Raw genomic sequence first — 23,923 nt, forward strand, 5'->3', positions numbered from 1 at the left:
TATTTACGACAGAAGGACTGGCATTTACGCCAGCAGCGCTGGAAGCTCTTTGTTCAGTGCCAGTTTTTCCATCACGGCCGCGCCGGTCAGGGCGTAACCCAGCAGGTTGCCGTTGGCGTCGCGGCACAGGGCCTTGATGTCACTGCCCTGCCCTTCGACGCTCCACACGCCTTCGCTGCCCCGTGGTGGTGGCGAAACCACCAGTGGGCACACCGGGGTTTTCACGGTAATTGGCATGGCACCGTAGCGCACGGCGGTCGGGTTGCCGGCCAGGGTTTGGGCCAGGGCACGGGCGCAGCTCATCAGCGGCATGACGTACAGCAGGTTCAGGCCGTCGACCTCGGCGCAGTCGCCCAGGGCGTAGATGTTGGCGTGGGAGGTTTTCAGGTGGCGGTCGACCACCACGCCGCGATTGACCACCAGGCCGGCAGCGGCGGCCAGGTCGATGCGGGGGCGCAGGCCGATGGCCGAGACCACCAGGTCGCAGGCGATCACCTGGCCGTCGGACAGATGCGCCTCCAGCCCGTCGGCCACCCGTTGCAGGCGATTGAGCACCGGCCCCAGGTGGAAACGCGCACCGAGGCTTTCCAGCCCAGCCTGTACCGCAGCGGCGGCCGCAGGGTGCAGCAGGGTCGGCATGACTTGCTCGCACGGCGCGACCAGTTGCACTTCGTAACCGCCCAGGATCAGGTCGTTGGCGAATTCGCAGCCAATCAGCCCGGCACCGAGCAAGAGCACCCGGCGCTTGCCGGCAGCCGCTGCGCGAAAGCGTGCGTAGTCTTCCAGATCGTTGATGGGGAAGATCAGGTCCGAGGCATCACCCTGCACCGGCACACGCACGGTTTCTGCGCCCCAGGCCAGGATCAGGTCGCGGTAGTTCACCGTTTCTTCGCCGATCCACAAGCGTTTGTGGCCCGGATCGATGCCGCTGATGCGGGTGTGGGTGCGCACTTCGGCGTTCAGTTGCTCGGCCATGGCGCCCGGCTCGGCCATGCTCAGGCCGTCGGCGTCTTTGTTTTTGCCAAAGCCTGTGGAGAGCATCGGCTTGGAGTAGGAGCGACCGTCATCGGCGCTGATCAGCAGCAGCGGAGTTTCGCTGTCGAGTTTGCGAAACTCCCGGGCCAGGTTGTAACCGGCAAGGCCCGTACCGACGATGACGACAGGTGCACTCATGTTGCTCTCCATGTAGCTCTCCATGCAGGAAACGATCAGATAGCGATCATTTCGAAATCCGATTTACCCACGCCGCAGTCCGGGCAGAGCCAGTCTTCGGGTACGTCCTGCCAGGCAGTGCCGGGCGCGATGCCGTCATCCGGCCAGCCAAGGGCTTCATCGTAGATCAGGCCGCAGACAATACATTGCCACTTTTTCATTCAGGTACTTCCTCAGGTGTCGGCATTTGCCGGTATGGTTGGGTCGATGTAAAGCTGCCCCTTCCGGCTCAGGGCGTTTTGTACTGATCGGTCGCGATAGATGCAAGCATGATCGACGCTAAGACCGCCCCGCTGAATCAAATTCGCCAACCGACATGGTAAGCTCGCGGCCTCATTTGCTGCCATTCAAGACCTCTGTGCCGCATACAAATTCGATATTTCCTACACTCCAATGGTTGCCCCAGCCCCTGCTGTCGCCTCGCCCTGACGCCTGTGTGCTCGACTGGCTGTTCGACGAAGGGTCCCTGACCCGGCGCCTGACGCGGCTGTCGGATGAGCGTTTCAGCGTGACGCCGCTGTTCGAAGGTTGGCAACCCTTGCGGGCCGATGAATGTGCCGCGCTGGATCTGGCCGAGGGCAGCGAAGGCTGGGTACGCGAGGTGTATCTGCGCGGCCATGGCGAGGCCTGGGTGTTTGCCCGCAGTGTGGCGGCGCGTAGCGCGTTGCAGGGCGACGGTTTGCAGATGGACGAGCTGGGCAGTCGCTCCCTGGGCGAGTTGCTGTTTTGCGACCAGGCGTTCCAGCGCCGGGCCATCGAGGTTTGCCATTACCCCGAACAATGGTTGCCGGCTGAGGTGCGCGCTCGTGAACTGTGGGGCCGCCGTTCGCGTTTTGATCGCGGAACGTTGAGTGTGCTGGTGGCGGAAATTTTCCTGCCGCGCCTGTGGACCGTCGCCCGCGCCTATTCGGAGAATTGCTGATGTACGTGCAACTGCTCAAATCCTTGAACCGCCTGAACCCGCGGGCGTGGGACTTCGTGCAACTGACGCGTCTGGACAAGCCCATCGGCATCTATCTGCTGTTATGGCCGACGTTGTGGGCCTTGTGGATTGCCGGCGAAGGTTCGCCGTCCCTGGCCAACATCGTGATTTTCGTGCTTGGCGTGGTTCTGACTCGCGCCGGTGGTTGTGTGATCAACGACTGGGCCGACCGCAAGGTGGACGGCCACGTCAAACGCACCGAACAGCGCCCGCTGGTGAGCGGCAAGATCAGTTCGAAAGAGGCACTGGTGTTCTTCGCGGTGCTGATGGGCGTGAGCTTCCTGCTGGTGCTGTGCACCAATGCACCGACCATCTTGCTGTCCCTCGGCGGGCTGGCGCTGGCGTTCAGTTACCCGTTCATGAAGCGCTACACCTACTATCCGCAAGTGGTGCTGGGGGCAGCGTTCTCCTGGGGCATGCCGATGGCGTTCACTGCCGAAACCGGGAGTTTGCCGGCGGCGGCCTGGCTGCTGTACATCGCCAACCTGCTGTGGACGGTGGGTTACGACACCTATTACGCGATGACTGACCGGGACGATGACTTGCGGATCGGCGTCAAGTCCACGGCCATTCTGTTTGGCGATGCCGACCGGGTGATCATCCTGACGCTGCAGGGCCTGGCCTTGGGTTGCCTGCTGCTGGCCGGGTCGAAATTCCAGTTGGGCGGCTGGTTCCACTTGGGGCTTGTGGCCGCTGCCGGGTGTTTTGCCTGGGAATTCTGGTACACCCGCAGCAGGGACCGGATGCGCTGCTTCAAGGCTTTTTTGCACAACCATTGGGCCGGGTTGGCGATTTTCGTGGGGATTGTGCTGGATTACGCGTTGCGGTGAGACCGCTGACCCAGCGCTGAACCCACGGTCATGAAAATCTTTGTGGCGGAGAGATTGCTCCCCCGCCACAAAAGCGTTTTAGCACCGATCAGCTACTTGGGCTTGGCAACCTTCCAGGCACCGCCCATTACGCCGTCACCGGTCTTGTCTCCTTCTTTCTCGTCCTTCACGAAGGTGTACAGCGGCTTGCCGTCGTAGGCCCACTGCGACGACCCGTCGTCGCGCGTAATCACGGTCCATTTACCCATGGGCATGGCAGCGCTTTCAGCCTTGAGCGGTGGCCAGTTCTCGGCACATTTGGCGACGCACGCTGACTTGCCGCCTTGGTCTTTTTCAAAGGTGTACAACGTCATGCCCTTGTGGTCGGTCAGCATGCCATCTTTGATCATCGCCGGTTCGTCAGCCGCGTACGCCAGCGCCGGCAGCACCAAGGCAACCGCCAGGCCCAGGGCCTTGATGGATTGGGTAAGGTAAGTCATGGAAACCTTCTTTTGCAGTTGTCAGGAATCGGACTCAAAAGCTTAGTCCAGGATCCTCTACACTGCCGGGTGCCGAGACAAGTGTCACACGACTGCAATAATTCCGTTATCTAATGCGGCGCAAGACAGTTAAATGACAAGAGGATTACCCCATGGTTGGCAGGAGCATTCTGATCGTCGACGACGAAGCGCCCATCCGCGAGATGATCGCCGTTGCGTTGGAGATGGCCGGCTATGACTGCATGGAAGCAGAAAACTCCCAACAGGCCCACGCCATCATCGTCGACCGCAAGCCCGACTTGATTCTGCTGGACTGGATGCTTCCCGGTACGTCTGGCATTGAACTAGCGCGACGCCTCAAGCGCGATGAGCTGACCGGTGATATCCCGATCATCATGCTCACCGCCAAGGGCGAAGAAGACAACAAGATCCAGGGCCTGGAAGTTGGCGCCGACGACTACATCACCAAGCCGTTTTCCCCTCGGGAGCTGGTGGCACGCCTGAAGGCCGTGTTGCGGCGCGCCGGTCCGACCGATGGCGAGGCCCCGATTGAAGTCGGCGGCCTGCTGCTGGACCCCATCAGCCACCGAGTGACCATCGACGGCAAACCCGCCGAGATGGGCCCGACCGAATACCGCCTGCTGCAGTTTTTCATGACCCACCAGGAGCGCGCCTATACCCGTGGGCAACTGCTGGACCAGGTCTGGGGCGGTAATGTTTATGTCGAGGAGCGCACCGTGGACGTGCACATTCGTCGCCTGCGCAAAGCCCTCGGCGATGCCTATGAGAATCTGGTACAAACTGTGCGCGGCACCGGTTATCGTTTTTCGACCAAGGCCTGACCCGAGCCCTTACCGCCCGACAAGCTGACAAGGACGCGCGTTCAATTGAATCAAAACTGGCATGGCACCCTGATTCGCCACATGTTGTTGCTAGTGACCGGCTGTCTGGTCGTGGGCCTGATCACCGGCTTCTACGGCTGGAGTCTGGCTGCGGGCCTGGCGCTGTACCTGGCCTGGACGCTCAAGCAATTGCTGCGCATGCATGAGTGGCTGCGCCTGCATAAACCCGACGAGGCCCCGCCTGACGGCTATGGCCTGTGGGGTGAGGTATTCGACAGCATCTATCACCTGCAACGGCGCGACCAGCGCGTGCGTGGCCGCCTGCAAGCGGTGATCGACCGGGTCCAGGAGTCCACTGCGGCGCTCAAGGACGCGGTGATCATGCTCGACAGCGATGGCAACCTGGAATGGTGGAACCGCGCCGCCGAAACCTTGCTGGGCCTCAAGACCCCTCAAGACAGCGGCCAGCCGGTGACCAACCTGGTGCGCCACCCTCGCTTCAAGGAATACTTCGAACAGGAAAACTACGCCGAGCCGCTGGAGATTCCTTCGCCCACCAATGACCGGGTGCGCATTCAGCTGTACCTCACGCGCTACGGCAACAACGAGCACTTGATGCTGGTGCGTGACGTGACGCGCATCCATCAGTTGGAACAGATGCGCAAAGACTTCGTCGCCAACGTCTCCCATGAGTTGCGCACGCCGTTGACCGTGATCTGCGGGTATCTGGAAACCCTGCTGGACAATGTCGAGGAAGTGAACCCACGCTGGAGCCGCGCGTTGCAGCAGATGCACCAGCAAAGCGGGCGTATGCAGACCCTGCTCAATGACCTGCTGCTGCTGGCCAAACTTGAAGCCACCGATTACCCCTCGGACAACCAGCCGGTGCCTGTCGACGACTTGCTGCAAATCATTGTTGAGGATGCCCAGGAACTCTCCGGGCCCAAGCAGCAGACCATCACCCTTGAAGCCGACCCTAACGTGCAGCTCAAGGGCAGCGAGGCCGAATTGCGCAGTGCCTTCTCCAATCTGGTGTTCAATGCCGTCAAGTACACGCCGGAACAAGGCCGGATTCACGTTCGCTGGTGGGGCGACGGCCAAGGCGCACACCTGAGCGTGCAGGATTCGGGCATCGGCATCGACAGCAAACACCTGCCGCGCCTGACCGAACGTTTCTACCGCGTCGATTCCAGCCGCAACTCCAATACCGGCGGCACCGGGCTGGGCCTGGCGATCGTCAAGCACGTGTTACTGCGGCATCGCGGGCGCATGGAAATCAGCAGCGTGCCCGGCCATGGCAGTACGTTTACCTGCCATTTTGCCCCGGCACAGACGGTTCGCGCGCGCCTCACCCGCGCCGCCGATTGAGACCGGCCAGCACTCGCCACTAGGCAACGGCCCAGTCAGCCGCTACATTGGCTGACTTGTGCCTGCCTTTTCAGGCACTCATTTCCAATCCTTTCGAATATACGGTACCCGCAAAACTCCATCATGGACCCTTCCCCTGGCTTGTCCCTGGCAACACTCTTCGCCGAATTCGGCATGATTCTTTTTGCTCTGATCCTGGTTCTGCTCAACGGCTTTTTCGTTGCGGCCGAATTTGCCATGGTCAAACTGCGCTCGACCCGGGTCGAGGCCATCGCTGAGAAAAACGGCTGGCGCGGGCATATCCTGCGTACCGTTCACAGCCAGCTCGATGCTTACCTGTCGGCCTGTCAACTGGGTATCACCCTGGCCTCCCTGGGCCTGGGCTGGGTCGGTGAGCCGGCGTTCGCCCACGTTCTGGAGCCGCTGCTGGGCGCGGTCGGCGTTGAGTCACCGGAAGTGATCAAGGGCGTGTCGTTCTTCACCGCGTTCTTCATCATTTCGTACCTGCACATCGTGGTCGGTGAGCTGGCGCCCAAATCCTGGGCGATCCGCAAGCCCGAGCTGCTGTCGCTGTGGACCGCCGTGCCGCTGTACCTGTTCTACTGGGCCATGTACCCGGCGATCTACCTGCTCAATGCCAGCGCCAACGCCATCCTGCGTATCGCCGGCCAAGGCGAACCCGGCCCGCATCACGAGCACCATTACAGCCGTGAAGAACTGAAACTGATCCTGCACTCCAGCCGTGGCCAGGACCCAAGCGACCAGGGCATGCGTGTGCTGGCCTCGGCCGTGGAAATGGGCGAGCTGGAAGTGGTGGACTGGGCCAACTCCCGGGAAGACCTGGTGACGCTGGAGTTCAATGCGCCGCTCAAGGAGATCCTGGCGATGTTCCGTCGCCACAAGTTCAGCCGCTATCCGGTGTACGACAGCGATCGCCAGGAGTTCGTCGGCCTGCTGCACATCAAGGATCTGCTGCTGGAACTGGCGGCCCTGGATCACATTCCCGAGTCGTTCAACCTGGCCGAACTCACCCGCCCACTGGAGCGCGTGTCGCGGCACATGCCGCTCTCGCAGCTGCTGGAGCAGTTCCGCAAGGGCGGCTCGCACTTCGCCCTGGTTGAAGAAGCCGACGGCAACATCATCGGTTACCTGACCATGGAAGACGTGCTGGAAGTGCTGGTGGGCGACATCCAGGACGAACACCGCAAGGCCGAGCGCGGCATCCTGGCCTATCAGCCGGGCAAGCTGCTGGTGCGCGGCGACACGCCATTGTTCAAGGTCGAGCGCCTGCTGGGTATCGATCTGGACCACATCGAGGCCGAGACCCTCGCCGGGTTGGTCTATGAAACCCTCAAGCGCGTGCCGGAAGAGGAAGAAGTGCTGGAAGTCGAAGGTCTGCGGATCATCATCAAGAAGATGAAAGGACCGAAGATTATTCTGGCGAAGGTGTTGATGCTCGGTTGAGCCCCACCTTTCTACAAGGCATGCACAATCTCTGTGGCGAGGGAGCTTGCTCCCGCTCGGCTGCGAAGCAGTCGTCGCTTTTGGGGGCGCTTCGCGACCCAGCGGGAGCAAGCTCCCTCGCCACAGTAGATCGGCGCCAGCCGCTTACTGCTTGCCCAACGCAAAGTTGGGCAAGTCGCCCACCGGTTGATTGAACTGGTAGGGAATCGACACCAGCCCCAACCCGGTATTGCGCTGCACCACGAAATGCAGGTGCGGACCTGAACTGTTGCCGGTATTGCCCGACAGCGCCAACGGCGTTCCCACCATCACCCGTTGCCCTTCCCGCACGCTCACCGAGCCTTTTTGCAGGTGCAGGTACACGCCCATGGTCCCGTCATCGTGCAGCACCCGCACGAAGTTGCCCGACGGGTCGGTGCCACGGCCGGTCTGGTGGTTTTCCGTCTTGACCACCACGCCGCCGCGCGCCGCGATGATCGGCGTGCCCTCGGGCATGGCGATGTCCATGGCATAACGGTTTTTGGGGCCATAGTGGCTGTATTGACCGTTGGCCCCCTGGCTCAGCCGAAACGGACCACCACGCCACGGCAGCGGGTAGCGATAAGCCTGCGCCGTGCCTGCAGGGTCGCCCAGGGAGTATTCGAACCGTGGGGTGTACACCAAAGGCTTCCCGGGGCGCGTGGCCGTGAGCAGCGCCAGACGCAGGTTACTGCGCGCCGGCAGCACCCGCCGGATCGGCCGGCTCGGCGCCCCACTGACGTTGCGTAGCCCGGCAAAACTCAATTCGATCTCCACCGGCGCGTACAAGTCGTTGCGCACGAACACCGCGTCCGCGCCCTTCTGTTTCTTGATATCGAGAAACACCTGGCGCTCGAGACGTTCGACCATGCGATCACGGAACACGAACACCTGCGCGCCCTTGCTGGGGCGATCGCTGTAGGACACCACGCCATTGGCATCGGTGGATTTGTAGATCGTCATGGCCACGGCCGAGGTGGAGGCCAGGACAAGACCACAGGCAAACAGCAGGGGCAAAAACATGGGCAAAAATTCTGTCGAAATGAAGGCCTGTACAGCAGCCTAGCAGCTGGATGGACCAGCGTAGTCGACGGATGTTTCAAAATGGGTTGGCCGATAGGGCGCTATTGTCGCTGGTGACCCCATCGCGAGCAGGCTCGCTCCCACACTAGATCTGCTGTGGACACAAATTTTGTGAACAACAGAGATCACTGTGGGAGCGAGCCTGCTCGCGATGACTGACTGAAGGACGCCGCCGAATCAGGCGCCAGGTACGAAATGCTTCTGCGCTGTACCGCGGGCAATCAGGCGGGAGATGTAGTCGAGCTTCTGTGGGTCTTTATCGACAAAACGGAAGGTCAGTTGCAGCCATTCGCTGTCGGGGGTCTGCTCGTGAGCAACGATGGCGTGCAAGTAACCGTTGAGGCGAGCAGTTTCGGCGTTGTCGCCCTGCTCCATGTCCAGCACGGCGCTTTCCAGCACCTGTGGCAGGGTGTCGGTGCGTTTGACCAGCAGCAGCGCTTCCTTGAGGCTCAGGGCCTTGATCACGCATTGCTGGGTGCCGCTGGAGAGGCGCAACTGGCCCTGACCACGGTTGGCGCCAGCCGGGGCGGTGGAGGCTGAAGGCGCTTTGACCGGCGGGCTGTTGAGCATGCCGCGGGCTGGAGCAGCAACAGCGGCAGGCGCGGCAGCTGCAACGACAGCAGGCTTGGCAAACGGATTGACCGCCGGAGCCGCCGCCGCAACCGGAGCAGCCTTGCCGCCGGTAAGCGCGCTGAGCGAATCATTGCCGAACGCCGAGTTCATCTTGGTCGGAGCGCTGTTCATCAGGGTGTCGAGCTTGCCAACCTTGTGCAGGGCCTGCTTGACCTTGGTCAGCAGTTGCTCGTTGGTGAACGGCTTGCTGACGTAGCCGGAAACGCCGGCCTGGATCGCCTGGACCACGTTTTCCTTGTCGCCGCGGCTGGTGACCATCACAAACGGCATGCCCTTGAGATTGTCCTGCTGGCGGCACCAGGTCAGCAGCTCCAGGCCCGACATTTCCGGCATTTCCCAATCGCACAGCACCAGGTCGAACGCCTCACGGGCCAGCAGGGATTGGGCTTTCTTACCGTTCACCGCATCTTCGATGCGGATGCCCGGGAAGTAGTTGCGCAGGCACTTCTTCACCAGGTCACGAATGAACGAAGCGTCGTCCACGACCAACACACTGACCTTACTCATCCAGATACACCTCTAAAAAATCCCGGCAAGCATACCGCTTTTACTGATGGCATATTGCCAAAAAACCTTCAGTCACGCCGGGACTCTTCGTTCGCGGGGTGCTGCTATCGATTAAAAAAGCCGCAAAAAAAAGCCCGACCAGAAGGCCGGGCGCTTTTCTTGGGCAATCTTACTTATCGTCAGTTTCGCCCGGAACATTAGCGGTTTCGGACGAGGTGCCCTCCACTTCGGCCTTCATGCGCTTGAGCCCCAAGTGACGCACGTCGGTGCCGCGCACCAGGTAGATCACAAGTTCCGAGATGTTGCGCGCATGATCGCCGATACGCTCCAAAGAACGCAGCACCCAGATGATGCTCAGCACCCGGGAGATGGAGCGCGGGTCTTCCATCATGTAGGTCGCCAGCTCACGCAGCGCGGTCTTGTATTCGCGGTCGATGATCTTGTCGTACTGGGCCACCGACAGTGCCAGGTCGGCGTCGAAACGGGCGAAGGCATCCAGTGCGTCGCGCACCATGTTGCGCACCTGGTCGCCAATGTGACGAACTTCGACGTAACCGCGCGGCGCCTCGCCTTCTTCGCACAGCTGAATGGCGCGACGGGCGATCTTGGTGCTTTCGTCGCCGATTCGTTCCAGATCGATCACCGACTTGGAGATGCTGATGATCAGGCGAAGGTCGGAAGCGGCCGGTTGACGACGGGCCAGGATGCGCAGGCACTCTTCGTCGATGTTGCGCTCCATCTGGTTGATCTGGTCGTCGATCTCGCGCACTTGCTGGGCCAGGCCGGAGTCGGCCTCGATCAGCGCGGTCACCGCGTCGTTGACCTGCTTTTCCACCAGCCCGCCCATGGCCAGCAGGTGACTGCGTACTTCCTCCAGCTCGGCGTTGAACTGTGCGGAAATGTGGTGAGTAAGGCCTTCCTTCGAAATCATCTTGTGCGCTCCGCGAAAGTTGCAAGCTTCAAGCTGCAAGCTTCAAGCAGTTGAATGTTGATCCTGATACCGCACCGCTTCTGTATCGCCGCGTCAAACGTGCGGCTTGCAGCGGCCTCGACTAGCCATAACGACCGGTGATGTAGTCTTCGGTCTGCTTCTTGGCCGGGTTGGTAAACAGGGTGTCGGTGTCGCCGAATTCCACCAGTTTGCCCATGTACATGAAGGCGGTGTAGTCGGAAACCCGCGCCGCCTGTTGCATGTTGTGGGTCACGATGACGATGGTGAATTTGGATTTGAGCTCGTAGATCAGCTCTTCGACTTTCAGGGTCGAGATCGGGTCCAGGGCCGAGCAAGGTTCGTCGAGCAACAAGACTTCCGGCTCAACGGCGATGGTACGGGCAATCACCAGACGTTGCTGTTGACCACCGGACAGGCCCAGTGCCGATTCGTGCAGACGATCCTTGACCTCGTCCCACAGCGCCGCGCCCTTGAGCGCCCATTCCACGGCTTCGTCAAGAATGCGCTTTTTGTTGATGCCCTGGATGCGCAGGCCGTAGACCACGTTCTCGTAGATGGTTTTGGGGAACGGGTTAGGCTTCTGGAACACCATGCCCACACGACGACGCAGCTCGGCCACATCTTCGCCCTTGCGGTAGATGTCGTTGCCGTAGAGGTTGATTTCGCCCTCGACGCGGCAGCCGTCCACCAGATCGTTCATACGGTTGAAGGTGCGCAGCAAGGTCGACTTGCCGCAGCCCGACGGACCGATGAACGCGGTGACGCGCTGTTTCGGAATGTTCAGGCTGACGTCGTACAGCGCCTGCTTCTGACCGTAGAACAGGTTCAGGCCGGGCACTTCGATGGCGACGGTTTCCTGAGCCAGGTCCAGGCTCTGCTTGTCGCGGCCCAGGGCCGACATGTTGATGCCGCGTGCTTGTGTCTCGTGTTGCATGGGAGGCTCCCTGTGCTAACAAATTCGGTTCGGTTGTCTGGGAGCGAGCCTGCTCGCGATTCAGGCAACTCGGTTTGGCTTTAAAACCGAGGTGATGCCATCGCGAGCAGGCTCGCTCCCACAAAAGATCAGTGTGAAATCAGCTATCGAGTGCTTTGTACTTCTCGCGCAGGTGGTTACGGATCCACACCGCCGACAGGTTGAGCGTGGCAATCACCAGCACCAGCAACAGCGCCGTGGCGTATACCAGCGGTCGCGCCGCTTCGACGTTCGGGCTCTGGAAGCCTACGTCATAGATGTGAAAGCCCAGGTGCATGATCTTCTGGTCCAAGTGCAGGTACGGGTAGTTGCCGTCCAGCGGCAGCGACGGGGCCAGTTTCACCACGCCTACCAGCATCAATGGCGCCACTTCACCCGCGGCGCGAGCCACCGCGAGGATCATGCCGGTCATCATCGCCGGGCTCGCCATGGGCAGCACGATTTTCCACAGTGTCTCAGCCTTGGTCGCGCCCAGGGCCAGGGAGCCTTCGCGCACGGTACGGGGGATACGCGCCAGGCCTTCTTCGGTGGCGACGATCACCACCGGCACCGCCAGCAGCGCCAGGGTCAGGGACGCCCAGAGCAGGCCCGGGGTACCGAATGTCGGTGCCGGCAGGGCTTCGGGGAAGAACAACCGGTCAACCGAACCACCTAACACATAAACGAAGAAGCCCAGGCCGAACACACCGTAGACGATGGCCGGTACGCCCGCCAGGTTGTTCACCGCGATGCGGATCAGGCGGGTCATCGGTCCCTGGCGAGCGTATTCGCGCAGGTACACCGCTGCCAGCACACCGAATGGCGTCACCACCATCGCCATGATCAGGGTCATCATGACGGTGCCGAAAATCGCCGGGAAGATCCCGCCTTCGGTGTTGGCTTCACGAGGATCGTCGCTGAGGAATTCCCAGACCTTGCTGAAATAGAAACCGATCTTGGTGAACGTCCCCATGCCGTTCGGCTGGTAGGCATGCACCACTTTGCCGATCTCGATTTCCAGTTCTTTGCCATTGGCATCGCGGGCGGTCAGGCTGTCGCGGTTGAACTGCGAATGCAGGTCGCCCAGACGCGCTTCGATGTCTTTGTAGCGGGCATCGAGCTCGGCGCGGTCAGCGTCCAGGTCCGCTTGTGCAGCAGCGTCCAGCTTGCCTTCCAGCTCCAGCTTGCGACCTTTGAGACGAATGCGCTCAAGCCCTGCGTTGATTGCGCCGATGTCGGATTTTTCCAGGGTCTTGAGCTCAGCCGCGAGTTTGTTGACCCGGGCCACGCGAGCTTGCAGTTCCGGCCAGGCCGCTTCGCCTTCGGCGATGACCTTGCCGTTCTCTTTGACGTTGACCAGGTAGCCGTAGAAATTACCCCACTCACGACGCTCGATGGCCATCAGCTCCGGCGGCGTGGTCTGGTTGGTCAGCCAGTCACCGACGATCCAGGTGAAATCCGTGCCGTTGAGGTCTCGGTTGCCGACCTTGATCAACTCGCGGGTCATGAACTCGGGGCCTTCGTCCGGCACCGGCAGGCCAGCGCTTTTCAGACGCTCGCGGGGCACTGATTCCTTCTGCACCACTTCGCCTACAACCAGATGCGCGGGCATGCCCGGCACGTTGTAGCTGGCGTGGATCAGGTCCGCCGGCCAGAAATGGCCCAGACCGCGCACGGCAATCACTGCCAGCAGGCCAATGGTCATGATGACCGCGATGGACACCGCACCACCGCTGATCCAGACGCCGGGGGCGCCGCTCTTGAACCATCCTTTCAGGGAGTTCTGTTTCACAGACTTCTACCTTTCTTAAAGCGACGAATATTTCTTGCGCAGACGCTGACGGATCAGCTCGGCGAGGGTGTTCATGATGAAGGTGAACAGCAGCAGCACCAGCGCCGACAGGAACAGCACGCGGTAATGGCTGCCGCCGACTTCCGACTCAGGCATTTCCACCGCCACGTTGGCCGCCAGGGTGCGCAGACCTTCGAACAGGTTCATTTCCATGACCGGCGTGTTACCGGTGGCCATCAGCACGATCATGGTTTCACCGACCGCACGGCCCATGCCGATCATCAGCGCCGAGAAGATGCCGGGGCTGGCGGTGAGAATCACCACGCGGGTCATGGTCTGCCACGGCGTGGCACCGAGGGCCAGCGAGCCCAGGGTCAGGCCACGCGGCACACTGAACACGGCGTCTTCAGCGATGGAGTAGATGTTCGGGATGACCGCGAAACCCATCGCCAGGCCGACTACCAGGGCGTTGCGCTGGTCGTAGGTGATGCCCAGATCATGGGAGATCCACATGCGCATGTCGCCACCGAAGAACCAGGCTTCCATGTACGGGCTCATGTACAGCGAGAGCCAGCCCACGAACAGGATCACCGGGATCAGCATCGCGCTTTCCCAGCCCTCTGGCACCTTCAGGCGCACGGACTCAGGCAAGCGGCTGAAGACGAAACCGGCCACCAGGATGCCAACGGGCAACAACATCAGCAGGCTGAAGATACCTGGCAGGTGCCCTTCGACGTAGGGCGCCAGGAACAGGCCGGCGAAGAAACCGAGGATCACCGTCGGCATCGCTTCCATCAGTTCGATCACCGGCTTGACCTTGCGGCGCATGCCCGGGGCCATGAAGTACGCGGTGTAGATCGCGGCAGCAATCGCCAGCGGCGCAGCCAGCAGCATCGCGTAGAACGCCGCTTTCAGGGTGCCGAAGGTCAGCGGCGAAAGGCTCATCTTGGGTTCGAAATCGGTGTTGGCCGCAGTCGATTGCCAGACGTATTTAGGCTCGTCGTAGTTTTCGTACCAGACCTTGCCCCACAACGCGCTCCACGAGACTTCCGGGTGCGGGTTATCCAGCAGCAACGGTTGCAACTTGCCGCCTTGCTCCACGATCAGACGGTTGGCCCGAGGTGACATGCCGAACAGGCCCTGGCCGTCGACCACCTGGTCCACCAGCAAGGTGCGGTGAGCGGTACTGTGGAACACGCCGAGTTTGCCGGAAGCGTCCAAGGCCACGAAACCTTTACGCCGTTCCTCGGCGGTGATCTCAACGATCGGCGCAGTGCCCATCTGGAACGTACGAATCTGTTTCAGGCGTTGCTCACCGTCCGCATCGCGGGCCATGAACCACTGAGCCAGGCCACCTGTGGAGTCACCAATGATCAGGGAAATCCCGCCTACCAATTGGGTGCTGGCGGTGACCTGGGCGTCGCCGTTCTCAAGCAGCTTGTAGCGACCGTTGAGGCTCTTTTCCCGCAGGCTGAACACATCGGCCTGGGCACGCCCGTTGACCACATACAGCCATTGCTGACGCGGGTCGACGAAGATGTTTTTGACCGGCTCGGTCATCTGCGGCAGATCGATACGCGTCTGCTCGCTGGTGACTTCACCGGTCATCATGTTTTCTTCGCTGGTGATCGACAGCACCTGCAGTTGCGCGCCCGTGGAACCGGCGAGCAACAGGGTCGAATCAGTGGCGTTGAGCGATACGTGCTCCAGCGGCGCGCCCTGCTCGTTGAGCACAATCGGCGTTTCGCCGTACGGGTACTCGATGGCCGGCGAAATGGTTTTCTTGCCGTCCGGATAGCTGACTTTATAGGTATGACGCACCACCAGTGCCTGGCCGTTGGACAGACCGATCACCACCAGCGGGCTGCCGGGTTGGTCTTCGCCGATGGAGGTCACGCTGGCACCCGCCGGCACCGGCAGGTCGACACGACGCAGCTCTGCCCCGGTGTCTACATCAAAGAACAGCGCCTGGCCCTTGTCGGAAATCCGCATCGCCACCTGGTTCTGCTCTTCGATGGCGATCATCAGCGGTTTGCCGGCGTCCTGCATCCAGGCAGGAGTAATCGAGTCCTTGGAGGTCAGGTCCGCGCCCTGGAACAGCGGGAGGACCACATACGCCAGGAAGAAGAAAATCAAGGTAATGGCCGCCAGCACGGCGAGCCCGCCGACCAGAACGTACCAGCGGGTCAGGCGATCCTTGAGCGCGCGGATGCGGCGCTTGCGTTGCAGTTCAGGCGTATTGAAGTCAATGCGCTTGGGAGGGGAAGTCGTAGTCATTGTGGAATTGGCCAGATCATTCATGCGCACACCCTAGCGATCCTGTATGACAGAAAGATGACAATGCAGTGACGCAACAAATCCGCCGCCCGTGAATACCGGCAGCGGACAGAAATTGGGGTGTGGGGGGCTTGCTCGGGATGGGGTCATCACATTCAAACCTCAATGTTGACTGACCTACCGCTATCGCGAGCTAGCTCGCCCCCACAAAAGCCCGGGTGTGGCCCGGGCTCAGGTATTACTTCTTGGCGACGTTGGAGCCTTCGCCTTCGGACAGACCCAGGTCAGCCAGGGCCTTGGCGGCAACCTTGGCTGGCAGTGGGATGTAGCCGTCCTTGACCACAACTTCCTGACCTTGCTTGGACAGAACCAGCTTCAGGAACTCAGCTTCCAGCGGGGCCAGAGGCTTGTTCGGAGCCTTGTTGATGTAAACGTAGAGGAAACGCGACAGTGGGTACTTGCCGTTCAGGGTGTTTTCTTCGGTGTCTTCGATGAACTCGCCGCCTTCTTTCTTGGCAAGAGCAACGGTTTTCACGCTGGCGGTTTTGTAGCCGATGCCCGAGTAGCCAACGCCGTTGAGCGAGCTGCTGATGGACTGTACAACCGACGCCGAACCAGGCTGTTCATTGACGTTGGACTTGTAGTCGCCTTTGCACAGGGCTTCTTCTTTGAAGTAGCCGTAGGTGCCGGATACCGAGTTACGACCGAACAGCTGGATTGGCTTGTTGGCCAGGTCACCGGTCACGCCCAGGTCACCCCAGGTCTTGACGTCAGCCTTGGCGCCGCACAGGCGGGTCGACGAGAAAATTGCATCGACCTGAGCCATGGTCAGGCCTTTGATCGGGTTGTCCTTGTGTACGAACACAGCCAGGGCGTCCACGGCCACTGGAACAGCAGTAGGCTTGTAACCGTATTTGGTTTCGAAGGCCTGCAGCTCGTTGTCCTTCATCTTGCGGCTCATCGGGCCCAGGTTGGAGGTGCCTTCGGTCAGCGCAGGTGGCGCAGTGGAAGAACCGGCGGCCTGAATCTGGATATTTACGTTCGGGTATTCTTTCTTGTAGTTCTCGGCCCACAGGGTCATCAGGTTGGCCAGAGTATCGGAGCCGACGCTGGACAGGTTGCCCGACACACCGGTGGTCTTGGTGTAGCTCGGGATGGCTGGGTCGACAGCGGCAACCGCGTGGGCGGTCGCAACGCCAGCGGCGACAAAGGTCATTGCCGTCATCAAACGCTTCAGTTTCATGCCTTACTCCTAGCAGATAGGTGTGTTAAGTCGGCCAAGTATCGGTAAGCCGTGTGAACACTCTATGGCTGAAATATGACAATTGGATGAAAGGCCATTATTGAGATTTAAAAGACGATCGAGCAGGCCCAATCGCGAGCAGGCTCGCTCCCACAGGGGATGTGCGGTGAACGCAGATCCGGTGTGGGAGCGAGCCTGCTCGCGATGAAGTCAATACAGTCAATAACTGCTTAACGACCTTCCTTCCAGAGATACGCCCCCACCGCAATCCCGATACCGCAGATAACCGCCACGTAATAGGCCGGCCCCATCGGGCTTTCCTTGAGCAGCAGGGTGACGATCATCGGAGTCAGGCCGCCGAAGATTGCATAGGCCAGGTTGTAGGAGAACGACAGACCGCTGAAGCGCACCACGGCCGGAAACGCCTTGACCATGACATAGGGCACCGCGCCGATGGTGCCCACCAACAGCCCGCTCAGGGCATAGAGCGGAAAGAGCCAGTCGGGGTGGTTGAACAGGCTGTGGTAGAAGGTCCAGGAGGTGATCAACAGCAACGCGCTGCCGAACACGAACACTCGTCCGGCACCGAAGCGGTCGGCCAGCACGCCCGAGCCGATGCAGCCAAAGCTCAGGAATACGATCGCCAGGCTGTTGGCCTGCAACGCGGTGGTCGGGCTGAAGTGATACACCGTTTGCAGCACGGTCGGGGTCATCAGGATGATCACGATGATGCCGGCCGACAGCAGCCAGGTCAGCAACATCGAAAGGGCAATGGCGCCACGATGATCACGCAGCACCGCTCGCAGCGGTACTTCCGCAGCCAGGGCCTTGCGCAGTTGCAGCTCGGCGAATATCGGGGTTTCGTGCAGCCAACGGCGCAGGTACACCGAGAACAGGCCGAACACACCCCCCATCAGGAACGGAATCCGCCAGGCGTAATCCGCGACCTCCACCGGCGTATAGATGCTGTTGATGGCCGTGGCCACCAGCGAACCCAGCAAAATCCCCACGGTCAGGCCACACGTCAGCGTGCCGCAGGCGTAGCCGATGTGGCGCGCCGGAACGTGCTCGGAAACGAACACCCAGGCTCCCGGCACCTCACCACCAATGGCCGCGCCCTGGATCACGCGCATCAGCAACAGCAGAATCGGCGCCCACATGCCGATCTGGGCATAGGTCGGCAGCAACCCCATGATGAGGGTCGGCACGGCCATCATGAAAATGCTCAGGGTGAACATTTTCTTGCGTCCCAGCAGGTCACCGAAGTGAGCCATGATGATCCCGCCCAGCGGCCGGGCCAGATAACCGGCGGCAAAAATGCCGAACGTCTGCATCAAGCGCAGCCACTCAGGCATTTCGGCGGGGAAGAACAATTTGCCAACCACGGTGGCGAAGAACACGAAAATGATGAAATCGTAGAACTCCAACGCACCGCCCAAGGCAGAAAGCGACAGGGTCTTGTAGTCGTTACGGGTCAACGGACGAGCCGATTGAACGGGTGTCGCCGTGCTCGAAGGCGCAGTGGTCATGGCAAGGGCTTCTCTTATAGTCAGTTCTGCAACCCCGGACAACGGTGGGCAGGCTCGGCACGATAGCAAATTGTTCAAAAAAGCACATAGAGGTGCGTAATTGACAGTCAAAATCGGAACCGGGTGGTCGTCTCGACGTCTATCGCTCGATATACTCGCAACCTTGCAACACTCTGTAAGGGGTTGCTGTGCGAAAACGTCGTTGGCGGCGTAGTAACCTGCCAGCCGGTTTCGCAGAGTTTCCCTTTGGCACGCCTTTACGAAAAACGTGACGAACGCATGTTCGGGCTGAATCGTTTTTTTCAAAGACGGCTATTCACCTGATACATAAGACAGAGTTACGGGTCAGAGGCACCCCCGGCATGATAGAGCTCGAACAGGAAGATCCAATCCCGCAAGGCGACCTGGCCCTGCAAATCACCGCGCTTCCCCGCGAAACCAACGGCTTTGGCGATATTTTCGGCGGCTGGCTGGTTTCCCAGATGGACCTGGCCGGCACGGCCATGGCCAGCAAAGTGGCCGGTGGACGCGTGGCCACCGTGGCGATCGATCGCATGGCGTTTCTGGTGCCGGTGGCCGTGGGTGCCCAGCTGTCTTTTTATACCCAGGCGCTGGAGATCGGCCGCAGTTCGATCCAGATGATGGTCGAGGTCTGGAGTGACGATCCGCTGTCCAGCGAATGGCGCAAGGTCACCGAGGCGGTGTTTGTGTTCGTCGCCATCGATGGCAGTGGCCGTACCCGCTCGGTTCCGCCGCGCGCCCGTTAAACACGGGGGCCGTTTTGCGGTCCATTGCAGTTCATGTTCCTGAGCGAGACTTGCAGTATGCCTACGCCCCATGTCGAAGCCGTCAAACTGGATGAACTGAACGGCTGGCGCATCCGCCACGGTCAGGCCGAGTTGCTGGTGGCCCAGCAAGGCGCGCACATCCTCAGCTATCAGGTCGACGGCCAGCCGCCGCTGATCTGGCTCAACGACCAGGCAACGTTCAAGGCGGGCAAGAGCATCCGTGCCGGGGTGCCGGTGTGCTGGCCGTGGTTCGGCAACCTGACGCGCAACCCCGACAGCGTGCAGGCCATGCGCGTGAGCAACGATCCGGCCACCGCTCACGGCCTGGTGCGGGCCATGGATTGGGAGCTCAAGGGCATCGAAGCCCAGGGCGAGAGCCTGAAAGTGGAATTCGTGCTGCCCTACCCCGAAAACGGCCTCTCGGGCTGGCCCCATCAGGTGGACCTGACGCTGACTATCGTGATGGACGAGCAGTTGCACATCCACCTCACCAGCCATAACCGCGGCAGCGAAACCGTCAGTCTGAGCCAGGCGCTGCACAGTTACTTCGCTGTCAGTGACGTGCGCAACGTGCATGTCGAAGGCGTGGATGGCTTGCGTTATATCGAAACACTGGACGACTGGAATACCGTGACCCAGGCCGGCGACCTGCACTTTGCCGGCGAGACTGATCGCATCTATCTCGATACCCCAGCGAAGCTGAGCATCGTTGACCCGCACTGGGAACGACGCATCGAACTGACCAGCAGCGGTTCACGCTCGGCGGTGATCTGGAACCCCTGGACCGAACGCGCCAAGGCCTTCAGCGACATGGCCGACGATGGCTGGCAGCGCATGCTGTGTATCGAGACGGCGAACGTGATGGACGATGTGGTAACGCTGTTGCCGCAGGCCAGTCATACCCTCGGGGTGAGCATCGGTAGCAAGCCGCTCTAAGCCACACCACAAAACTTTGTGGGAGCGAGCCTGCTCGCGATAGCGGACTGACCGTCAATATCGTTGATGGCTGACCCACCGCTTCGCGAGCAAGCTCGCTCCCACATTGGGATTTGTATCAGGCCAGCCGGCCGTTACAGATCCGCCTCCTGCACCACCCTCACCTTTTCCGCTTCCAGCGCGTACGCCGCACTGGCCAGGTCGTTGTCGACCTTTTCGATCTTCAGCGTGCCGGTCACCCAGAGCGGTGTGTAGATGTCGTCCAGCTTCAAACCCTTGGGATAGCGCACCAGCACCAGTTGATTGGGCGGAGGTGGCGGGACGTGGATGCAGGCGCCAGGGTAAGGCACCAGGAAGAACAGCGTGCTGCGGCCCTTGGCGTCGGACTCCAGCGGCACCGGGTAGCCGCCCAGGCGGATATGCCGGTCGTTCATCGACGCCACGGTCTTGCTCGAATACATCACCGCCGGTAAGCCCTTGCTTTGTTTCAAGCCACCTTTTTCGGTGAAGGTGCCGCTGGCTTCGGGGGTGTTGTGGTCAATCTCGGGCATGGCCTCGAGGGCTTTCTGGTCCGACTTGGGCATCAGTTCTAGCCAGTCGGTTTCCGGCAGTTCGGCGGCGTGGGCCAGGCCGCTGCCCAGCAGAAGGAGGGTCAAGACTAAACGGCGCATGAATGAGCTCGGCAATAAGTAGGAAGTACGACGCCGGGCATTCTAGCCCTCCCTGCGCGCCAACGCAGAGGGGGCTTTGTCACAGAATCAGTTTCTTTTGATCAGACCGTAGATCACCAGCAACACCACCGCGCCCACCAGGGCACCGATGAAACCGGCGCCTTCGCCAGCCTGGTAGATGCCCAGGGCCTGGCCGCCGTAAGTGGCTGCCAACGAACCGCCGATACCGAGCAGGATGGTCATGATCCAGCCCATGCTGTCATCGCCCGGTTTCAGGAAGCGCGCCAGCAGGCCCACGATCAAGCCGATAAAGATGGTTCCAATGATTCCCATGGCATTTCCCTCTGAGGTAAGTCGCTAGACCAAAGCCCGTTCGGGCTTTGGCACCTAGCCATCAGAGAAGTTAGCCGACCAATGGTTCCACCGACACTGAAGACTATTGTTCGGCGATCAGTGTCTCGACCTTGATGATCTGCTGGGCCAGCGTGGCCCGGTCAGCGCAGCGCAGGTTGGCGTGGCCGACCTTGCGTCCGGCCTTGAACGCCTTGCCATAGTGATGCAGGTGGCAATCGGCAATCGCCAGGACTTTCTCGCTGTCCGGCACCTTGCCGATGAAATTGAGCATCGCGCTTTCGCCGACTTTGGCGGTCGAGCCCAGCGGCAGCCCGGCCACCGCCCGCAGGTGGTTTTCAAACTGGCTGCACTCGGCGCCTTCGGTGGTCCAGTGCCCGGAGTTGTGCACGCGCGGGGCGATTTCATTGGCCTTGAGGCCGCCGTCCACTTCAAAGAACTCGAACGCCATCACGCCGACATAGTCCAGTTGCTTGAGCACACGGCTGGAGTAGTCCTCGGCCAGGGCCTGCAGCGGATGATCGGTGCTGGCAACGGACAGCTTGAGAATGCCGTCCTTGTGGGTGTTGTGCACCAGCGGATAGAAACGGATTTCCCCGTCGCGAGCCCGCACGGCGATCAACGAGACTTCCCCAGTGAACGGTACAAAACCTTCCAGCAGGCAGGCCACGCTGCCCAGCTCGGCGAACGTGCCGGCCACATCCTCAGGATTGCGCAGGACTTTCTGGCCCTTGCCGTCGTAGCCCAGGGTGCGAGTCTTGAGGACCGCCGGCAGACCGATGGAGGCAACGGCGGCCTCCAGGTCGGCCTGGGACTGGATGTCAGCGAACGCGGGTGTAGGGATGCCCAGGTCCTTGAACATGTTCTTTTCGAACCAGCGGTCGCGGGCGATGCGCAAGGCTTCGGCACTCGGGTAGACCGGGACGAACTGGGACAGGAAGGCAACGGTTTCGGCCGGGACGCTCTCGAACTCGAAGGTCACCAGATCGACTTCATCGGCCAGTTGGCGCAGATGGTCCTGATCACCGTAGTCGGCCCGCAGATGTTCACCCAGCGCGCTGGCGCAGGCGTCCGGCGCCGGATCGAGGAAAGCGAAGTTCATTCCCAGCGGCGTTCCCGCCAGGGCCAACATGCGACCCAACTGGCCGCCACCGATTACACCGATCTTCATTCGTCAACCACCTCAGGCAATGCGTGGGTCTGGATTGTCCAGGACGCTGTCTGTCTGCTCAGCACGGAATTTTTTCAGCACGGTATGAAATTGTGGGTGCTTGGCGCCCAGGATGCTCGCCGACAGCAGGGCCGCGTTGATCGCACCGGCCTTGCCGATGGCCAGGGTCGCGACCGGAATGCCGGCCGGCATCTGCACGATCGACAGCAGCGAATCGACGCCCGAGAGCATCGACGACTGCACCGGCACGCCCAGCACCGGCAGGTGAGTCTTGGCCGCACACATGCCTGGCAGGTGGGCCGCGCCACCGGCACCGGCGATGATCACCTCGATGCCACGCGCCTCAGCCTCTTCGGCGTACTGGAACAGCAGGTCCGGGGTGCGGTGGGCGGAGACCACTTTCACCTCGTAAGGGATGCCGAGCTTTTCCAGCATATCGGCGGTGTGGCTAAGGGTGGACCAATCGGACTTGGAGCCCATGATCACGCCAACCAGTGCACTCATCGTCGTGCCTCTTCTCTCTGGGCGCCCGCAGGCGCGTCAAAAAACAACAAGCCACGCAGGAAACCGGCGTGGCTTGTTGTACGAATTATGGCCGATCTGGACCGGCCGAAGGCCGCGCAGTATACCTCAATGAAATAGATAAACAGCCCCTGTCGCGACCATCTGTCATTTGTGGTTAAACGGCGGTTTTATTGACTCTCAGGTCAGCGAAAAAGCACCACAATTCCCCTGTGGGAACGGGCTTGCTCGCGATAGCGGACTGACATTTAACATCATCGTTGCCTGACACACCGCTATCGCGAGCAGGCTCGCTCCCACAGAAGATCTTCGTGGTATCAGGTGCCAGTCACGCCTTGCGCCGCGCCGCCCTCGAGCTTGCGCCACAACAAGCGCACGTTGGCCTTGCGCACCAGCGCGCAGCGGTACAGGCGGATTTCCAGGGGCACGTGCCATTGCGTGCCGCCGCAGACCACCAGTTCGCCCCGGGCCAGTTCGGCGCGCACGCTCAGTTGCGGCACCCAGGCGATACCCAAGCCCTCCAGCGCCATGCTTTTGAGGCTGTCGGCCATGGCCGTTTCGTAAACCGTGGTGAAACGCAGGGCCCGCTGGCGCAGCAACTGGTTCACCGAGCGTCCGAGAAATGCACCGGCGCTATAGGCCAGCAAGGGCACGCTGGCCTCGCCTTCAAGGTCGAACAGCGGTTTGCCCTCAGCATCGGCAGCACACACCGGCAGCATTTCGGTCTGGCCCAAGTGCAGCGAGGGGAAAATCTCCGGGTCCATTTGCATGGCCGAATCCGGGTCATAGAAGGCCAGCATCAGATCGCAACCCCCTTCACGCAACGCATGCACGGCGTCGCCGACGTTGGTCGCCACCAGCCGCGTGGCGATGTTCAAGCCTTCGTTGCGCAGTTGTGCGATCCAGCGCGGGAAGAAGCCCAACGCCAGGGAGTGCGCGGCCGCCACTTGCATCACCTCGCCCTGCCCGCCTTCCAGATGGTGCAGATGACGCAGCACTTCACCCAGTTGCTCGACCACGGTACGCGCCGTCACCAGGAACAACTGCCCCGCTGCTGTCAGTTCGATCGGTGTGCGAGAGCGGTTGACCAGGGTCAGCCCCAGCGCCGCTTCGAGGCTGCGGATGCGTCGGCTGAAGGCCGGTTGCGTCACGAAGCGCCGTTCGGCCGCCTGGGAAAAACTGCGAGTCGCGGCCAGGGCACTGAAGTCCTCGAGCCATTTGCTTTCTAGATTCATCACGTCCTCCCAAGGCACGCACCAAAACAGGTCACACGCTCGCCGTACCGTCGGCGTCACACCCGCATTATGCCGAATGTGCATAG

At 61.1% G+C, this 23,923-nt stretch carries 23 protein-coding genes; 7 read left to right on the plus strand and 16 right to left on the minus strand.

Annotation, left to right across the window (positions count from 1 at the left end; genetic code table 11):
• Positions 1 to 24 precede the first annotated feature (24 nt).
• Together PSEUDOMOFG3G_RS22220 and PSEUDOMOFG3G_RS22225 are read right to left on the minus strand one after the other, a co-directional pair.
• A complete protein-coding gene (locus PSEUDOMOFG3G_RS22220) occupies positions 25 to 1,173 on the minus strand; it encodes an NAD(P)/FAD-dependent oxidoreductase (protein WP_047226792.1) in 1,149 nt (382 codons plus the stop codon).
• 35 nt (positions 1,174 to 1,208) lie between these two features.
• Positions 1,209 to 1,373 carry a rubredoxin gene (locus PSEUDOMOFG3G_RS22225; protein ID WP_047226732.1) on the minus strand — a complete coding sequence of 55 codons (165 nt, stop codon included), beginning with the start codon at positions 1,371 to 1,373 and terminating at the stop codon, positions 1,209 to 1,211.
• Between the two features lie 197 nt (positions 1,374 to 1,570).
• Here PSEUDOMOFG3G_RS22225 and PSEUDOMOFG3G_RS22230 point away from each other — a divergent pair, with 197 nt between their 5' ends.
• A complete protein-coding gene (locus PSEUDOMOFG3G_RS22230) occupies positions 1,571 to 2,134 on the plus strand; it encodes a chorismate lyase (protein ID WP_047226791.1) in 564 nt (187 codons plus the stop codon).
• Positions 2,134 to 3,024 (plus strand): 4-hydroxybenzoate octaprenyltransferase, encoded by an 891-nt coding sequence (ubiA, locus tag PSEUDOMOFG3G_RS22235; protein ID WP_139048655.1) that lies wholly within the window; start codon positions 2,134 to 2,136, stop codon positions 3,022 to 3,024. The genes PSEUDOMOFG3G_RS22230 and ubiA overlap by 1 nt, the downstream gene beginning before the upstream one ends.
• A 92-nt stretch (positions 3,025 to 3,116) precedes the next feature.
• On the opposite strand, the gene PSEUDOMOFG3G_RS22240 is transcribed toward ubiA, so the two are convergent.
• Positions 3,117 to 3,503, minus strand: coding sequence for a hypothetical protein (locus PSEUDOMOFG3G_RS22240; RefSeq protein WP_076383212.1), 387 nt, complete (start codon positions 3,501 to 3,503; stop codon positions 3,117 to 3,119).
• Between the two features lie 152 nt (positions 3,504 to 3,655).
• On the opposite strand from PSEUDOMOFG3G_RS22240, the gene phoB reads away from it, so the two are divergent.
• The 3 genes from phoB (at position 3,656) to PSEUDOMOFG3G_RS22255 (ending at position 7,177) form a co-directional block, all read left to right on the plus strand.
• Positions 3,656 to 4,345 (plus strand): phosphate regulon transcriptional regulator PhoB, encoded by a 690-nt coding sequence (gene phoB / locus PSEUDOMOFG3G_RS22245; protein ID WP_003177195.1) that lies wholly within the window; start codon positions 3,656 to 3,658, stop codon positions 4,343 to 4,345.
• Between the two features lie 81 nt (positions 4,346 to 4,426).
• On the plus strand, positions 4,427 to 5,713 hold the full coding sequence (gene phoR / locus PSEUDOMOFG3G_RS22250) for a phosphate regulon sensor histidine kinase PhoR (RefSeq protein WP_230682609.1): 1,287 nt from the start codon (positions 4,427 to 4,429) through the stop codon (positions 5,711 to 5,713).
• 123 nt (positions 5,714 to 5,836) lie between these two features.
• Positions 5,837 to 7,177: a hemolysin family protein gene (locus PSEUDOMOFG3G_RS22255; protein WP_047226728.1), complete on the plus strand. Its 1,341-nt coding sequence runs from the start codon at positions 5,837 to 5,839 to the stop codon at positions 7,175 to 7,177.
• 144 nt (positions 7,178 to 7,321) lie between these two features.
• Here the strand turns inward: PSEUDOMOFG3G_RS22255 and PSEUDOMOFG3G_RS22260 are convergent, their stop codons facing one another.
• The 8 genes from PSEUDOMOFG3G_RS22260 to PSEUDOMOFG3G_RS22295 all read right to left on the minus strand — a co-directional run bounded on the left by PSEUDOMOFG3G_RS22260 (position 7,322) and on the right by PSEUDOMOFG3G_RS22295 (position 18,163).
• Positions 7,322 to 8,218, minus strand: a complete 897-nt coding sequence (locus tag PSEUDOMOFG3G_RS22260) for a M23 family metallopeptidase (protein WP_047226727.1) — start codon at positions 8,216 to 8,218, stop codon at positions 7,322 to 7,324.
• A gap of 237 nt (positions 8,219 to 8,455) precedes the next feature.
• The gene (locus PSEUDOMOFG3G_RS22265; protein WP_047226726.1) at positions 8,456 to 9,418 is read right to left on the minus strand and encodes a response regulator; all 963 of its coding nucleotides are present in this window, start codon (positions 9,416 to 9,418) and stop codon (positions 8,456 to 8,458) included.
• A 169-nt stretch (positions 9,419 to 9,587) separates the two neighbouring features.
• Positions 9,588 to 10,349: a phosphate signaling complex protein PhoU gene (gene phoU, locus PSEUDOMOFG3G_RS22270; protein ID WP_047226725.1), complete on the minus strand. Its 762-nt coding sequence runs from the start codon at positions 10,347 to 10,349 to the stop codon at positions 9,588 to 9,590.
• Positions 10,350 to 10,470: 121 nt separating this feature from the next.
• Positions 10,471 to 11,304 (minus strand): phosphate ABC transporter ATP-binding protein PstB, encoded by an 834-nt coding sequence (gene pstB / locus PSEUDOMOFG3G_RS22275; protein WP_047226724.1) that lies wholly within the window; start codon positions 11,302 to 11,304, stop codon positions 10,471 to 10,473.
• A gap of 139 nt (positions 11,305 to 11,443) precedes the next feature.
• Entirely contained in the window at positions 11,444 to 13,114 is a 1,671-nt protein-coding gene (gene pstA / locus PSEUDOMOFG3G_RS22280; RefSeq protein ID WP_047226723.1) for a phosphate ABC transporter permease PstA, read from the minus strand.
• Between the two features lie 15 nt (positions 13,115 to 13,129).
• Positions 13,130 to 15,163, minus strand: coding sequence for an ABC transporter permease subunit (locus PSEUDOMOFG3G_RS22285; protein ID WP_171061290.1), 2,034 nt, complete (start codon positions 15,161 to 15,163; stop codon positions 13,130 to 13,132).
• 466 nt (positions 15,164 to 15,629) lie between these two features.
• Complete coding sequence (locus PSEUDOMOFG3G_RS22290) at positions 15,630 to 16,634, minus strand: phosphate ABC transporter substrate-binding protein PstS family protein (RefSeq protein ID WP_047226721.1); 1,005 nt, start codon at positions 16,632 to 16,634, stop codon at positions 15,630 to 15,632.
• 230 nt (positions 16,635 to 16,864) lie between these two features.
• Complete coding sequence (locus PSEUDOMOFG3G_RS22295; RefSeq protein ID WP_047226720.1) at positions 16,865 to 18,163, minus strand: MFS transporter; 1,299 nt, start codon at positions 18,161 to 18,163, stop codon at positions 16,865 to 16,867.
• A 362-nt stretch (positions 18,164 to 18,525) separates the two neighbouring features.
• On the opposite strand from PSEUDOMOFG3G_RS22295, the gene PSEUDOMOFG3G_RS22300 reads away from it, so the two are divergent.
• Both PSEUDOMOFG3G_RS22300 and PSEUDOMOFG3G_RS22305 read left to right on the plus strand, forming a co-directional pair.
• Positions 18,526 to 18,930, plus strand: a complete 405-nt coding sequence (locus tag PSEUDOMOFG3G_RS22300) for an acyl-CoA thioesterase (RefSeq protein ID WP_003177184.1) — start codon at positions 18,526 to 18,528, stop codon at positions 18,928 to 18,930.
• 57 nt (positions 18,931 to 18,987) lie between these two features.
• Positions 18,988 to 19,887, plus strand: a complete 900-nt coding sequence (locus PSEUDOMOFG3G_RS22305) for a D-hexose-6-phosphate mutarotase (RefSeq protein WP_047226719.1) — start codon at positions 18,988 to 18,990, stop codon at positions 19,885 to 19,887.
• Between the two features lie 134 nt (positions 19,888 to 20,021).
• Here PSEUDOMOFG3G_RS22305 and PSEUDOMOFG3G_RS22310 read toward each other — a convergent pair whose 3' ends face one another.
• The 5 genes from PSEUDOMOFG3G_RS22310 to PSEUDOMOFG3G_RS22330 all read right to left on the minus strand — a co-directional run bounded on the left by PSEUDOMOFG3G_RS22310 (position 20,022) and on the right by PSEUDOMOFG3G_RS22330 (position 23,837).
• The gene (locus tag PSEUDOMOFG3G_RS22310) at positions 20,022 to 20,558 is read right to left on the minus strand and encodes a DUF3299 domain-containing protein (protein WP_076383207.1); all 537 of its coding nucleotides are present in this window, start codon (positions 20,556 to 20,558) and stop codon (positions 20,022 to 20,024) included.
• A gap of 87 nt (positions 20,559 to 20,645) precedes the next feature.
• On the minus strand, positions 20,646 to 20,891 hold the full coding sequence (locus tag PSEUDOMOFG3G_RS22315) for a GlsB/YeaQ/YmgE family stress response membrane protein (RefSeq protein WP_039593587.1): 246 nt from the start codon (positions 20,889 to 20,891) through the stop codon (positions 20,646 to 20,648).
• 103 nt (positions 20,892 to 20,994) lie between these two features.
• Positions 20,995 to 22,080: a 5-(carboxyamino)imidazole ribonucleotide synthase gene (locus tag PSEUDOMOFG3G_RS22320; protein ID WP_047226717.1), complete on the minus strand. Its 1,086-nt coding sequence runs from the start codon at positions 22,078 to 22,080 to the stop codon at positions 20,995 to 20,997.
• 12 nt (positions 22,081 to 22,092) lie between these two features.
• Positions 22,093 to 22,584, minus strand: a complete 492-nt coding sequence (purE, locus tag PSEUDOMOFG3G_RS22325; RefSeq protein WP_003196369.1) for a 5-(carboxyamino)imidazole ribonucleotide mutase — start codon at positions 22,582 to 22,584, stop codon at positions 22,093 to 22,095.
• Positions 22,585 to 22,919: 335 nt separating this feature from the next.
• Positions 22,920 to 23,837 (minus strand): LysR substrate-binding domain-containing protein, encoded by a 918-nt coding sequence (locus PSEUDOMOFG3G_RS22330; protein ID WP_139048657.1) that lies wholly within the window; start codon positions 23,835 to 23,837, stop codon positions 22,920 to 22,922.
• Positions 23,838 to 23,923 lie beyond the last annotated feature (86 nt).

Origin of the sequence: Pseudomonas sp. FG-3G (assembly GCF_901007645.1) — a bacterium.
GTDB lineage: Bacteria > Pseudomonadota > Gammaproteobacteria > Pseudomonadales > Pseudomonadaceae > Aquipseudomonas > Aquipseudomonas rhizophila.

Coding starts and splice junctions, on each gene's coding strand:
- PSEUDOMOFG3G_RS22220 (WP_047226792.1), bottom strand. CDS start 1,173: ATGAGTGCACCTGTCGTCATCGTCGGTACGGGCCTTGCCGGTTACAAC.
- PSEUDOMOFG3G_RS22225 (WP_047226732.1), bottom strand. CDS start 1,373: ATGAAAAAGTGGCAATGTATTGTCTGCGGCCTGATCTACGATGAAGCC.
- ubiA (WP_139048655.1), top strand. CDS start 2,134: ATGTACGTGCAACTGCTCAAATCCTTGAACCGCCTGAACCCGCGGGCG.
- PSEUDOMOFG3G_RS22240 (WP_076383212.1), bottom strand. CDS start 3,503: ATGACTTACCTTACCCAATCCATCAAGGCCCTGGGCCTGGCGGTTGCC.
- phoB (WP_003177195.1), top strand. CDS start 3,656: ATGGTTGGCAGGAGCATTCTGATCGTCGACGACGAAGCGCCCATCCGC.
- phoR (WP_230682609.1), top strand. CDS start 4,427: ATGTTGTTGCTAGTGACCGGCTGTCTGGTCGTGGGCCTGATCACCGGC.
- PSEUDOMOFG3G_RS22255 (WP_047226728.1), top strand. CDS start 5,837: ATGGACCCTTCCCCTGGCTTGTCCCTGGCAACACTCTTCGCCGAATTC.
- PSEUDOMOFG3G_RS22260 (WP_047226727.1), bottom strand. CDS start 8,218: ATGTTTTTGCCCCTGCTGTTTGCCTGTGGTCTTGTCCTGGCCTCCACC.
- PSEUDOMOFG3G_RS22265 (WP_047226726.1), bottom strand. CDS start 9,418: ATGAGTAAGGTCAGTGTGTTGGTCGTGGACGACGCTTCGTTCATTCGT.
- phoU (WP_047226725.1), bottom strand. CDS start 10,349: ATGATTTCGAAGGAAGGCCTTACTCACCACATTTCCGCACAGTTCAAC.
- pstB (WP_047226724.1), bottom strand. CDS start 11,304: ATGCAACACGAGACACAAGCACGCGGCATCAACATGTCGGCCCTGGGC.
- PSEUDOMOFG3G_RS22285 (WP_171061290.1), bottom strand. CDS start 15,163: ATGCAGGACGCCGGCAAACCGCTGATGATCGCCATCGAAGAGCAGAAC.
- PSEUDOMOFG3G_RS22290 (WP_047226721.1), bottom strand. CDS start 16,634: ATGAAACTGAAGCGTTTGATGACGGCAATGACCTTTGTCGCCGCTGGC.
- PSEUDOMOFG3G_RS22295 (WP_047226720.1), bottom strand. CDS start 18,163: ATGACCACTGCGCCTTCGAGCACGGCGACACCCGTTCAATCGGCTCGT.
- PSEUDOMOFG3G_RS22300 (WP_003177184.1), top strand. CDS start 18,526: ATGATAGAGCTCGAACAGGAAGATCCAATCCCGCAAGGCGACCTGGCC.
- PSEUDOMOFG3G_RS22305 (WP_047226719.1), top strand. CDS start 18,988: ATGCCTACGCCCCATGTCGAAGCCGTCAAACTGGATGAACTGAACGGC.
- PSEUDOMOFG3G_RS22310 (WP_076383207.1), bottom strand. CDS start 20,558: ATGCGCCGTTTAGTCTTGACCCTCCTTCTGCTGGGCAGCGGCCTGGCC.
- PSEUDOMOFG3G_RS22315 (WP_039593587.1), bottom strand. CDS start 20,891: ATGGGAATCATTGGAACCATCTTTATCGGCTTGATCGTGGGCCTGCTG.
- PSEUDOMOFG3G_RS22320 (WP_047226717.1), bottom strand. CDS start 22,080: ATGAAGATCGGTGTAATCGGTGGCGGCCAGTTGGGTCGCATGTTGGCC.
- purE (WP_003196369.1), bottom strand. CDS start 22,584: ATGAGTGCACTGGTTGGCGTGATCATGGGCTCCAAGTCCGATTGGTCC.
- PSEUDOMOFG3G_RS22330 (WP_139048657.1), bottom strand. CDS start 23,837: ATGAATCTAGAAAGCAAATGGCTCGAGGACTTCAGTGCCCTGGCCGCG.